The organism is Ferdinandcohnia sp. GQ5, from assembly GCF_059759275.1.
In genome coordinates, this window is the sequence record NZ_JCAXEW010000001.1 from 87,043 (window position 1) to 99,849 (window position 12,807).

At 38.0% G+C, this 12,807-nt stretch carries 13 protein-coding genes; 4 read left to right on the forward strand and 9 right to left on the reverse strand.

Going from position 1 to position 12,807, the window contains the following annotated elements; genetic code table 11:
• Positions 1-105: 105 nt before the first annotated feature.
• The 8 genes from AC6CHV_RS00395 to AC6CHV_RS00430 all read right to left on the reverse strand — a co-directional run bounded on the left by AC6CHV_RS00395 (position 106) and on the right by AC6CHV_RS00430 (position 9,858).
• Complete coding sequence (locus tag AC6CHV_RS00395) at positions 106-1,263, reverse strand: pyridoxal-phosphate-dependent aminotransferase family protein (RefSeq protein WP_341331776.1); 1,158 nt, start codon at positions 1,261-1,263, stop codon at positions 106-108.
• Positions 1,264-1,445: 182 nt separating this feature from the next.
• On the reverse strand, positions 1,446-2,120 hold the full coding sequence (locus AC6CHV_RS00400; protein ID WP_341331775.1) for a serine/threonine protein kinase: 675 nt from the start codon (positions 2,118-2,120) through the stop codon (positions 1,446-1,448).
• 157 nt (positions 2,121-2,277) lie between these two features.
• Positions 2,278-3,093, reverse strand: a complete 816-nt coding sequence (locus AC6CHV_RS00405) for an alpha/beta hydrolase fold domain-containing protein (RefSeq protein ID WP_121449451.1) — start codon at positions 3,091-3,093, stop codon at positions 2,278-2,280.
• A gap of 111 nt (positions 3,094-3,204) precedes the next feature.
• Positions 3,205-4,416, reverse strand: a complete 1,212-nt coding sequence (locus AC6CHV_RS00410; protein WP_498077851.1) for an ABC transporter permease — start codon at positions 4,414-4,416, stop codon at positions 3,205-3,207.
• The gene (locus AC6CHV_RS00415; RefSeq protein WP_121448553.1) at positions 4,413-5,093 is read right to left on the reverse strand and encodes an ATP-binding cassette domain-containing protein; all 681 of its coding nucleotides are present in this window, start codon (positions 5,091-5,093) and stop codon (positions 4,413-4,415) included. Before AC6CHV_RS00415 ends, AC6CHV_RS00410 begins: the two co-directional genes overlap by 4 nt.
• On the reverse strand, positions 5,077-6,354 hold the full coding sequence (locus AC6CHV_RS00420) for an efflux RND transporter periplasmic adaptor subunit (RefSeq protein ID WP_498077852.1): 1,278 nt from the start codon (positions 6,352-6,354) through the stop codon (positions 5,077-5,079). The genes AC6CHV_RS00415 and AC6CHV_RS00420 overlap by 17 nt, the downstream gene beginning before the upstream one ends.
• A gap of 221 nt (positions 6,355-6,575) precedes the next feature.
• On the reverse strand, positions 6,576-7,250 hold the full coding sequence (locus tag AC6CHV_RS00425; RefSeq protein ID WP_341331773.1) for a YdeI/OmpD-associated family protein: 675 nt from the start codon (positions 7,248-7,250) through the stop codon (positions 6,576-6,578).
• Between the two features lie 112 nt (positions 7,251-7,362).
• Positions 7,363-9,858, reverse strand: coding sequence for a DEAD/DEAH box helicase (locus AC6CHV_RS00430; protein WP_341331772.1), 2,496 nt, complete (start codon positions 9,856-9,858; stop codon positions 7,363-7,365).
• Positions 9,859-9,998: 140 nt separating this feature from the next.
• Here AC6CHV_RS00430 and AC6CHV_RS00435 point away from each other — a divergent pair, with 140 nt between their 5' ends.
• Together AC6CHV_RS00435 and AC6CHV_RS00440 are read left to right on the forward strand one after the other, a co-directional pair.
• Complete coding sequence (locus AC6CHV_RS00435; protein WP_341331771.1) at positions 9,999-11,150, forward strand: glycosyl hydrolase family 18 protein; 1,152 nt, start codon at positions 9,999-10,001, stop codon at positions 11,148-11,150.
• Between the two features lie 53 nt (positions 11,151-11,203).
• On the forward strand, positions 11,204-11,338 hold the full coding sequence (locus tag AC6CHV_RS00440; RefSeq protein ID WP_281254541.1) for a hypothetical protein: 135 nt from the start codon (positions 11,204-11,206) through the stop codon (positions 11,336-11,338).
• Positions 11,339-11,378: 40 nt separating this feature from the next.
• On the opposite strand, the gene AC6CHV_RS00445 is transcribed toward AC6CHV_RS00440, so the two are convergent.
• A complete protein-coding gene (locus tag AC6CHV_RS00445; RefSeq protein WP_121448557.1) occupies positions 11,379-12,308 on the reverse strand; it encodes an SDR family oxidoreductase in 930 nt (309 codons plus the stop codon).
• Between the two features lie 142 nt (positions 12,309-12,450).
• Here AC6CHV_RS00445 and AC6CHV_RS00450 point away from each other — a divergent pair, with 142 nt between their 5' ends.
• Both AC6CHV_RS00450 and AC6CHV_RS00455 read left to right on the forward strand, forming a co-directional pair.
• Positions 12,451-12,615 (forward strand): hypothetical protein, encoded by a 165-nt coding sequence (locus AC6CHV_RS00450; protein ID WP_165918252.1) that lies wholly within the window; start codon positions 12,451-12,453, stop codon positions 12,613-12,615.
• Positions 12,616-12,664: 49 nt separating this feature from the next.
• Positions 12,665-12,802 (forward strand): hypothetical protein, encoded by a 138-nt coding sequence (locus AC6CHV_RS00455; RefSeq protein ID WP_341331770.1) that lies wholly within the window; start codon positions 12,665-12,667, stop codon positions 12,800-12,802.
• Positions 12,803-12,807: the final 5 nt, after the last annotated feature.

A 12,807-nucleotide genomic window follows, 5' to 3' on the forward strand; every position in this document is an offset into this window, starting at 1 on the left:
ATTAAGAAATTTCCTACAAAGAAACAACTGAGTGGAAAAACCACTCAGTTGTTATCATTTCCTATACTAAGTAATTACATCAATAGGGTCTGGCAATACAATCATTTACTTTTTTAATGAGGCCAAGAATACATTTTGTGCCGCATTTACTCCAGCACCGGGCTTGAAGTTATAAGAAAAATCCTGTAAACCTGCTTCCATTAGGGAAACTGCTTGAAGGACATCACTAGGGAAGCAATAGCCCATATGTCCAAATCTGAAAATCTTGCCTTGGAGATGGCCAAGTCCCCCAGCGAAATCTAGGTGATATTCCTTCTTAAGGTGTCCTAAATAGGCTGAAAGATCCAATCCTTCTGGGGCACGAATTGCCGTAATTGTAGGTGATGCATACTCGTCACCCGTTAATAATTCTATTGATAAGGCTTTCATAGATTCCCGAACCATGTTTTTCATGACATCGTGTCGTTCAACCGTTTTTGAAAATCCGCCTTCCTCTTCAATTAAATCGCACACAGCAGATAGCCCCATTATGAGCGAAATAGAAGGAGTATTAGGCGTCATTCCTTTTGCTGCCCACTCCCGATAGCTTAATAGATTTAAATAATAAGCAGTGGTGTTATTGGCCTCAATTACATCCCAGGCTCTTTCACTAACGGCTACAAGTGCTAGTCCAGGTGGAAGCATCATCGCTTTTTGTGAACCTGTTACTAATATATCAATTCCCCATTGATCCATTTCAGCAGGGGCTCCTCCAATACAGCTTACCCCATCGACTATAAATAGCGCGTCAGAATGATTACGCACCTCTTCTGCCAATTGCTCAATCGGATTTAAGATTCCTGTAGAGGTTTCATTATACGTAGCAAAAACGGCCTTAATAGTAGATAACGGTTTCAAAAATTCATTGAGGTCTTCCTTTGTACAAGCTTCACCCCAATTTTTAGCTAATTTATGTACAGTTAAGCCATATTTTTCACAAATCGAAACGAAATAATCTCCAAAGGCTCCTACAGTGATAACGACTACCTCATCCCCAGGGGAAACTGTATTTACCACAGCTGCTTCTAATGCTGCTGTTCCACCCGAGGGAAGTAGTAAAATATCTTGCTTAGTACCAAAGACAGGTTTCACACGTTGTGTGGCATCTTTGTATAACTTTACAAATTCTTCAGTACGATGACTAAACATATCCTGAGCCATTGCCAGTTCAACCTTTTTAGGGATTGGAGTAGGACCAGGATGTCTTAGTATAAGTGGATACATATTAATTACCTCCATTTTGACTTCCACACTAATAATCGCTTTATAATAATGATGAAGCCAGACCCTGTATTGCTTTCCACATTATTCTAACACATTCGGTCGTATTCCGGTGCTTTTTTAGACCTTACGAAAGCAACAATTCACAGCATAGTTGTATTTTTGTGAAAATTGACAACTTCTTTCTACTTCCTATATAAAAGCTTCTGAACGATTTTCATAAAGTCATCTATTGACGGGAAATATGTGTTTTGTTGGTTATACCACTTACGAACTGTATCCACGACCCAAAACGGAACCGCTTTTCCGTCAATCATATGATAATACTCTTCATATCCTTTTTTTAGGTGTTCCCATCTAAAGTCATTACCCGGCTGAATGTATTCGGAAACATCAATTATTTTTGCTCTTCCATTTTGCAATAAAATATTTTTTAGATGGATGTCACGAGGGTTTAGCCCCTTGTTCCGAACATAATCTCTTGCATCCTCCACATCCTCTACAACTTGTTTGGGGATATGGATTCCTTGAAGGATACAATCATATAGAGTTATCCCTTCTTCATAGCTTAAAACAAGGTAATGGTCTTCAGAAGCAAAACACTTAGAAAAGAATCGGGACTCCCCTAGGATCTGATAGACATTTACCTCAGCCTTAACCTTGGCAACTTTGTTCTTCGCGTATTTCTTAAATGCATATTCTGGGGCATCAATAGATTGAAAAACGGCTGCATCCGTACCGACACCGATACAGTTTAAATCATCAGCATCACCAATAATGGTGACTGGTTCGTTATTTGGGTTTGATAAAACAGTTATTTTAGATAGTGAATCAAACGCAATTTCCCAATTATGCTCCACATAATCTCTCCAATCGTTAGCTGAATAAATCATATTTATGTATATGAGTATTTGTTCATTTTACGCATTTAATTAAAGAGATAGCAAGGTATTGGTCTTATTCGTCGCAAATTAAAAAGAGGGCCATTAACGACCCTCTTTTGCGCATATTAATTTTTTATAATCCCTTCACCCATCTTGCAGCCATTTCAATCCAATTCTCTATTTCTGGCTGAATGTGATTGTCTCTTCCTTTTGACTGTGTTTCTTCTGTTCCAAGTGATAGTCCATGAACTCCTTCTGGATAAATGTGCATTTCGAGCGGGACTTTCTGTTTTAATAAACTTTGTGCAAATAGCATGCTATTCTCAACAGGAACAGATGCATCAGATACAGTATGCCATAAAAATGTGGGAGGGGTTTCATGCGTTACTTGGTTTTCCAAGGATAAAAATTCTCGTTGCTCTTGGTCCTCAAACTTTTCTCCTAATAATGCCCTAAAGCTTCCTTCGTGAGCATAAGGACCAGAAGAAATGACAGGGTAACTTAGGACTAATCCATTTGGTTTAATTTGATCCTTCGAATAGGATAATTGTTCTGTTAAAAACTCCTTATCCCAGAACACTCCTAAGCTTGCAGTTAGATGGCCACCTGCTGAAAAGCCCATGACAATAATCTTGTTGGGGTCAACATTCCAGCTATCTGCATTGTCACGAATCAAACCGACTGCATTTGCCAATTGGCAAAGGGCTGTCGGGAATACAGATGGTTCCACACTATATCTAAGGACACTCGCGTGATAACCTTTACTTAGCATTTGTATAGCAACTGGTTCTGCCTCACGGTCAGACGTATGGACATAGCCACCGCCAGGGCAAATGACAATCATTGGTCGTTTACGGTCTGGATCAATACTTACCGAATTATCAAGAAGATACGTGAATAATTCAGCTTTTTCATTCTTGTGTTTTAGTTCATGTTTTTCGTGAATCATGCTTTCTCACCCTTTTTTAATAATCTTCACCTATATAAATTTTCGACATATATGTATGACTTCCTTCAGGCAAAACAAAAAAGGAGGTTAGCACCTCCTTTTTTATCCCTCTTATTCGTAACGTAATGCATCGATTGGACTAAGTTTTGAGGCTTTGTTTGCTGGTAAGATACCAAAGATGATACCAATGAAAGCAGAGAAGCCTACGCCGATTATGACAATCATTGGACTTACCGTAGCAGTGATTGGTGCAAATTGAGATACAACAATCGTCCCTAATGTTGCAAGCCCGATTCCAATCATGCCCCCTAGTGAGGTTAATGTTGCTGATTCAATTAAAAATTGCAGTAAAATTCTTCCTCGAGTAGCTCCAAGGGCTTTTCGTAAACCAATTTCCCTCGTTCTTTCAGTTACGGAAACGAGCATGATGTTCATAACACCGATGCCACCCACTAATAATGAAATTCCTGCAATACTACCAATGACTAATGTCATGATTGTTATAACAGTATCAACTTCTTGTTCATATTCAGAAAAATCGTTTACTGTATACATCCCATCCTCGAGTTTTTTAGCCATCGTTAGGGTATCAGCTGCAGAACGCCCGATTTCTGATATTCGTTCTGGATTGTCTGCAATTATAGCTAAACGTTCAATTTCTCGATTGCCAAACATCATTGAAATGACTCCTCGTGGCATGAGCATTTCCCCTGACTCATTATACCGATACTGCTCAGGGATTGGCGACTCGTATACCCCGATTAACTTATAGGGATTACCATTCAAATCGACGATTTCACCGATAATATTTTCTTTATCTTTAAAGAATTTTCCCCTTGCGACAGTGTCGATCATCACTACACGATTTCGTCCATCGTTATCTCTCGCATTGATTGGTCGTCCCTCAACAATTTGGATGTTTCGTGCTGTAAAGAACTCAGGTCCTACTCCGGTAATTTCCATTTCTCCCTGTTGGTCATTATAAATCAACGGCCCCCAGCCTTGGTTTGTAGCGATAACTGCTTTTACACCTGGAACTTCAGAAAGGGTTTCGACGTCATCAGAAGTTAATTCAGGTTCCATCCAGAACATTTCTGAATCTTCTTCTCCTTCTTTTGGCATTGGCTGATACCAAATATCGACTGCATTTTTTTCGATACTAAATAATTCCTCTGTCATTTTCGTTTTGGCCCCTTGGCCGATTGCAACAATAATGATTACAGCCGCAACACCAATGATGATTCCCAGCATCGTCAAAATGGACATAATCTTATGATTCCAGATTGAGGATAATGCTACTTTAAAGCTTTCTAATAGACTCATAGCCTTCTCCTTTGGTCATCCGTTATCAACCCATCCTTTAAAGTGATAACCCTATTTGCGTATGCAGCAACTTCATCCTCATGCGTAACAATGATAACAGTTCTACCTTCATTATTTAGTTGAACCATTAGCTCCATTATTTGCTCACTCGTTTTAGAATCAAGAGCCCCAGTTGGCTCATCTGCTAACACGATTGAAGGGTTATTTACAAGCGCTCTCGCAATTGCAACCCTTTGTTTTTGACCACCAGAGAGTTGATTTGGCAAGTGTTTGATTCGATCTCCAAGTCCGACCTTCTCCAACATTTGTTTGGCTCTGTCCATCCGTTCCCGCTTCGGAACTCCTGCATAAATAAGTGGAGATTCAACATTTTTTAGTGCGTTGTGACGTGGTAACAGAAAAAATTGTTGAAAAACAAAACCGATATGCTCATTACGCAATTTTGCTAACTTTCGATCCTTTACAAGACCTATTTTTTCATCGTTCAATTCAAACGTGCCCGAAGTTGGCGAATCCAGGAAACCAATAATATTCATTAAGGTAGATTTTCCTGAACCAGATGGTCCCATGATGGCAATAAATTCCCCGTCCTCAATGGTTAAATCTATCCCGTGTAAAACTGGTACTTCAAGAGCCCCGTTTCCATATACCTTTGTAATCTTACTCAACTTCATCAAAGGAGGTCACTTCCATTCCATCGTACATTCCCTCATATGGTGTTAAAACCACGAGATCATCCTTATTAACACCTTCAGTGACTTGGATAAATTCATCATTCATTGACCCCGTTTGAACTTCACGTCTTTGTAAGATACCATCTACTAATACATACACAACTGCTACTCCACCTTCATCCAAAATAGCTGTATGCGAAATTACAGGAAGAATCTCAGTTCCAGGAATTCGAACCTCTAATGAAACGTGGAACCCATGACGAAGGTCAGTTGTGTCGTCTGTAATTCCCACTTTGAAAGGATACATGGTAACATTGCCACCACCCATTCCCGAAAATTCTCCGCCAGCTCCTCCGTCATCATTTGGAAAATGAGAAACGGATTCGACAACACCCTTCCATTCTCGATCCTTGAATACCTTAGGACGGACAATTACTTCTTGTCCCTGTTGAATTTTGACTGCATCAAATTCGCTCATTGTTCCTATTACTTTATATGGTTTATTCGAAATGATATGTATGACCGGCTCTGTTGCACCCGTCTCGGTTGATGCAATATTTTTATTCACTTTTACAATGATTCCATCAATTTTACTAACAACTGTCATTTCTTTTTTCTGATTTGTAATTTCCGCGATTCGTTCATTTGCTGCTGTAATTTCTGATTTTGTATTTTCATATTGTAGCTCCATTTGAACCTTTTCACTTGTAAGTTGGTTGACGTCTTCAACTGGTGGTTCCTCTATTATTTGTTGTGGTTCTGTACCTTCTTCAGTCTTTTCAGGTGTCTCAGCAGCTTTTGTTTTTAGTTTGTTTTTTTGTGCGGCTATTTCTTTTTTTGCTACTTCAATCCGTTTATTTAGGGCCGCAATTTGATTTTGTTCTGTTTTAGCTCTTACCTGAATTAAGTCTCTTTCTCTAGTTGCTCTAGCTAATTCCGTATCTAGCTTAGAAGAATCGTAGACAAATAGCGGGTCTCCAGCTTTTACAGTTTTGTTTTCTTCTACCTTATATTCGCTAATCTCTCCATGCTCTGGATTTAAGAATACTTTTTGCTCCCCTTCAGGAACGATTTCGCCTGTTACAAGAATCGTTTCTATTAATTCTTGTTCTTTCGCTTTTTGTACCGTTACATTTACTTCCTCAATTTGTTCTCCAACTGATGCCACACTCTTTTCTTTTATGAAAAAGGCAGCTACTCCACCCGCGATTACCAGGATTCCGATAATCGACAAAATCCAAATTAAAACCTTCTTTTTCTTCAACATACTTCCCCCTATAGTTTTCATTCTCATTAGATAGGTAAATATTGAATATCTCTATCACTGTATCCTTGTTTAATCTATTAGATTGCGATTTTAAAAATAATCAAATTTTACCCTAACCATTAAGACGGCGAAGATTGCTAAAAGGTTTCAATTTTTTACAAATATTTTTAAATTTTTACAAAAAAATCAACCAGAGTAAGTCTGGTTGATCTTTTGGATTATTTTTTATTTGCGCGATATAAATCACGTGTTTTATATCCTTCTGAAAGGATCATTTTCATTTCTCTACGTCGTTTTTTCTTGGTTGCTTCTTGTTTTGCACTATAAATAAACCGAGCCCAATCCTTCCGATAACCTGGAGTTAATGCCTGGTAAAAGCGAAGGATGTCTGGTGTGTCTTTGAGGTCTTCTTCAATAGCAGGAATGAAATCAATATAATCATCAACACATTGGCTTGCCTTTGTTGATTTTACGTTTTTAGTTTTTCCTGCTTCTTTTAAACCAACAACGGTAAAGACATCATCTAATCCGACCATACGTGAAAATTTAATGTCACTTTTACCGATGTAGCCATATTCGTCTGCATCAAGCCCGCTTAACAGATCATCACGATGAATAAAGGTATCATATACTTTATTCCCCTTGTTAGGATAAGCAGCAAAAAAGTAACCTTTTTTATTTAATAGATTATGATCGATAATTTTAGTAACTATTTCCTTTAATGTTTCTAAATCCATTACAAATGCAAAAATTAGATCATAGGAATGTTCCTTAGATAGAGTTGTTTCATAATCTGTTAATCCTTCAAAGTAGTTTTGACCCTCTGGTACATCTAATAGGAGTTTCTTGTTGTATTTAGTTAGGTTTAATTTTTCTACAATTGTTTTAGCCATAGCAATCACCTGTTCGTATAGTTGTTAATTTAGTTTATAGGTAAAATTTGGCGAAAGCAACCGTATGTAAAAGAAAAAAGTAGCTACAAAAAAGCTACTTTTTGTCTAAAGATTATCTAGGTTGTACACGTCTTGGCCGTTCGAAATAGCATTCATTACAAATAGCAAATGAAAAGCCAATTGGTAAGTTCTTTCCACATCGTTTACATACTCTTTTAGTCGGTTGAATGCCTGATTTCAAGTGTTCGTGTATCTTGTCACTAATTTCTTCCCTCACTCTTTCCCAATAATGAGCTTCAGTCTGTTTCCCTAATTTATAAAGGAATAACAAATGGAGGCCAACCGCTTTATAGGAGAGCTCAAGCTCCTCAAGTCCAGATTCTTTAAGGATCGGGTCTGGCAGTGGAAAACCATCGACAATCGCCTCGAGTGCTTTCTTCCATTGTGCACGCAGTGATGGTTCATTTGACGAAAATGGTAGATGCAAAAAGCCATAAAGGTCAGGTAATGATAACTTTGCTTCAATAATTGTATCCTCAACTAACTCATATAGCATCCGTTCCTCATAAAGACTTGCTTTTTTCGTTCCCTCTGGACTCTTGAATTGATCCCATAGATAGAAAAACATCCTCATTTTTCGAGAATACTTCTGAAAACGTTCAAGAACTGCTGTTGTTGGAGCGATCGCGAAGCCCTGAAGCGGGGGATCTTCTTGTTCTAATAATCGTGTCATTGTTTTGATATCACTAGTAAAAGCGACTTTTCCGATATCATAAATTCCCCGTCTTCCCGCTCGACCTGCTATCTGTTTTACTTCCTGAGAGGTTAGCAGCCTTCTTCTCGTTCCGTCGAATTTATCATTTTCCAAAAATACTATCCGTCTAATCGGCAGATTTAAACCCATACCAATTGCATCTGTAGCCACAATAACCGTTGTCTCCCCATTATTAAAGCGTTGGATTTGCTTTTTTCGAGTTTCCGGTGGCATGCTCCCGTATATCATACTCACACGACGTCCACTTCGTTGTAACTCGGAGGCTGTCTCAAGAACTCTTCTTCTTGAAAAACAAACCAAGGCATCGCCTTGTCGGGTTTGGTTCAAACGGAAAGCTTGCGGTTCTACCTCTAATGGTACATCTCGATGATATTCGTAAACTTCTACAGTTGAATCACCAAGAAGCTGTAGAATCATCCATTTTGCATGAAAGCTGCAAATGATATGTACCTCCTGTGCATTTGCATTTGTTATTGCTTTATACCATGAAAAGCCCCTGTCCTTATCGGAAATCATCTGGGCTTCATCAATTACAACTACATCGTAGAAATCTTTTTCTCTTAGCATTTCAACGGTTGCTGAGAGATGGTTGGCCCCTTCTACAAGCTTTTCTTCTTCTCCTGTCTTTAAATTGCAGGGTACTCCTTCCTCATTCAATGTTTCATAAATTTCGAGTGCTAATAATCGTAATGGAGCTAAATAAACCCCACTATTTGCTTCCTTCATTCGTTGGATAGCCTGGTACGTCTTCCCGGTATTGGTTTCGCCAACATGAAGAACGTACTGAATATTTCGTCCTGGTGATAAGTTATATGCGCGTCCAAATATATCCTCGAGCATTCTTTGTTCTTCTTCTCTTTGTCGTCTTAATTCTTCTTTTTCCTTTTCGGCACGTTCTTTTCTCTCAGTAATGTCTTTTAAAAAGAGTTGTCTATGTGTGTCCAACTCAAATGGAATGTCAATAAGCTTCACAAGATCTGACACATATTCCTCTAATATATCCTCAAATAAATCATCACGAACGTCGAGAAAATACTCGTAGGCCACTTCCTGCAAAAATGCATCAGATAATGGTTCTTGAAAGCTATTTTGGCAATCGACAAATATATGTTCAGGTAAGTGCGATTTTAACCAATTTGGTCCGAAATCCATGAGTTGATGTAAAATAAGATCTTCATATTCCTCAATCAAATTTTCTTGATAAAAATAGCGGTTATGTGCAAGTTCAGTTTCTTTATAAAGATAAGAAGCAAACGTCACATCGTCTGATGATAAAATCATCCCTTTTTGATCAATCTCAATTGCTAAATGACTCCCTAATAAATATCGAATCCTTAGATAAAGTTCTTCGTAATGATCACCAAGTATTTCGTTTAGATAAAAATTTAACTTGAGAATAAATTTTCGCTTGGTTTCTCGATCCATTTGCTTCTTAATTCGAGCTTCGTAATCGTCTCTTGCGGTTTGATACTTTTTTTGCCATTCGTCAGGATGTTTTGCATAGGTCTCTTCTAACCAACCTAATAAATCATAAGGATGCACATTACGTATTTCAGTTCGAAATAATTTATTTAGCAGTTTTTTACCAACATCCTCAACTTCAAATCCATGTTCCACTAAATAGGCTTTCTTTTCAGATATAGAAGCATGAACGGCTGTATTTAACCAAGCGTTGAGCCAAATTTGTTCGATAAACTGCCCTCTTTCTCTGACATACTGTTCAAATGAGGGAATCGTTTCTTTTGGTTCCATATAATGATTAATGTCATCCATAATCATCTGTTTTGCTCTTTCGACTGCTTGATTATAGTATTGACTAAGTTGAATACTCATTGAATTGCTCCTTGTAAAGACGTATTGTTATTAGTTTACATAGGCCTGAAACAATATATGTATAGGATGATATTACCACATCTATACGGTCCGACTATTTGTTAAAATTTGAGGATAAACTGAATTTGGAGGACAACATCATGAAGAAACGATTTATCTTCCTTAGCATTTTGGTGGCTATAATCTTTGTTGGTGGTTTATTAACAGGTGTGTTGTTAACAAATCAAAATCAACATGAAACCAAAATAGGTGATGAAGTACCACAATCTTCAAAAAAACCAAATCAAAAAGAAAAACCAAAACTTGATAAAAATATGTCAAACGTTTTAGTAGGTTATATACAGGATTTTCGTGATCCCAACCAAATTGATTATTCTAAACTAACCCATATTATCTTTTCCTTTGTTCATCCGACAAAGGATGGGCAATTATTGTTTACCGGTGAACATGCTGAAAAAAATCTCAAGAATATGGTTGCCAATGCCCATAAGCATGAAACTAAAGCAATGCTTGCGGTTGGAGGATGGTTCCATATGAATGGCGGAGAATCCTATGATTATTTTTCGGCAGCATTAGCGAACCCAGCTTCACAGCAAAAACTTGTGAATGAACTCATTGAAGTCGTTGAACAAGAAAATCTAGATGGTATAGATATTGATTTTGAACACCCTCGTACAGATGCAGATGCGAAACATTTACATCATTTTATAAAAACATTAGGTAATAAGCTACACGATAAGAATAAAGAGTTATCCATTGCGGTTCACTCAAAAATCCATGGCCAAACCTTAACTGAATTAGCTTACGTGAAATATGAGACAGCCATGTTTCAATATGTAGACTATGTAAATATTATGGCATATGATGGCCAATGGGACGGTGGTTATCATGCTCAGAATTTATCACCCTACCCATTTACAGAAAGCATCGTAGGTTACTGGGCAGATTTATTTGATACTCACAAGCTGCCAAAAGAAAAGCTTGTCCTTGGTGTTCCATTTTATGCGCAGCCAGCTGACCCAAACATCAAACAGGTTTCCTACGAAGCAATCGTGGAAAGTAATCCTGACAATGCCGTAAAGGATTCGGTTAATATGAATGGTACAACGTATTATTATAACGGCCAATCGATGATGACAAGAAAAACAAAGCTTGCGTTAAAACATGGTTTTGGTGGAATGATGATTTGGGAATTAGGCTTAGATTCAAAAGGGTCAAATAACCTAACGAACACACTTTATGAATCAATTGCAGAGACGACTATAGACGATTACTACACGTTAAAAAAATAAAATTGTAATGTTATTTCAATTTCCATCCATCCTAACAGATGGAGGTGAAAAAAATGGCAAATCGCAATCCAGTCGAATTTACCGGGAAGGTATTAGATAAAAGAAATACCTTAACAGGTCCAGATGACGAAGGTAAGAATGGACATCCAAAGCGGCCACAAAATGTAATGATTAAAAAAGATGAATAGTGTTGAAAACAAAAAAGTGATTCTCAATTGAATCACTTTTTTAGGATGATGTGATTTGTCCACCATTAACATGTATCGTTTGACCAGTAACAAAACGGGAATCATCAGTAGCAAGGTACACATAAGCAGGCGCAAGTTCAAATGGCTGTCCTTGGCGGTCCATTGGATTACCAGCGAGTGTGACTTGGTCTGGTGAAAAGCTTGATGGAATTAGTGGCGTCCAGACTCTACCTGGCGCTACAGCATTTACACGTATTCCTTTGGATACCAAATTATTAGCAAGGGCACGAGTAAAGCCGACTATCGCGGCTTTTGTCATGGTGTAATCAAGTAGTTGATCATGACCATAATAAGCCACTACTGATGTTGTATTGATGATGGAACTGCCGGTTTTTAAATGTTTTAATGCGGCTCTTGTTGTATAAAAATAAGAATATACATTAACCTTGAAGGTATCATCAAACTGTTCATCCGAAATATCAAGAAGACTTGACTGCTGGAATTGAATACCGACATGGTTGACCAGAATGTCAAGCTTACCGAAGGCTTGAACGGTCTTTTCTACAATATCAATACATATCTCTTTTTCACGTAGGTCACCGGGTAAAAGCAAACAGCGTTGACCCATCTCTTCTATCATTGATTTTGTACGATTCGCATCCTCATGTTCATCTAAATAAGAAATAGCAACGTCTGCTCCTTCCTTTGCAAAGGCAATTGCGCAAGCGGCTCCAATCCCGCTATCTCCACCTGTGATTAACGTAACTTTTCCTTTTAGCTTGCCACTACCTTTATAGTGGGGATTATCAACAATAGGTTTCGGTACCATTAAGCCTTCGACACCTGGTTGGCGATACTGACGCTGTTCAGGGACTGTAAGGGCTACGTCCTTATATTGGGTGACTTTTCCATAATTCGGATACATAGGATAGCTTTGAGTCTCTCCATCTATTTCTCTAGAGCAAGACATAGGTATACCTCCTAATATAAAATACAGGATGATTTAGTCTATGTAGAACTCAGTTTAGAGTGAATGCATTACTTAGCGTACGGGCTCATTATAGGGACGAATTGAATAAACTAAGTATGGAAACTTAAAAGGAGTTGGAACTATGAAATATTACTACAGTCCAGAAGTGACATTTTTGCTTATGAACGAATCGAAAGAACGTGTCGAGGTATCATATATAAACCACAGCTTTGATTTGCCACAAATTGGAACAAGACCGCCCTACTATTACAATCCACGTTATGAACATTATTTTCCTTTGATATAAAAAATTTTTATCTAGGGAATATTACTCCATAAGATTGGAGGATTTCCCTGTGATTGAGAACATTGATGAAAAATTACCCTCAAATGAAAACCCGATCCGTGAACGGGTGAGAAAAAGAAATGCAACTGATTTTAGCAGTTCATCGCTAAGACGAATCGCACTCACACAATTAGGTCGTAAACGGTAAAAACG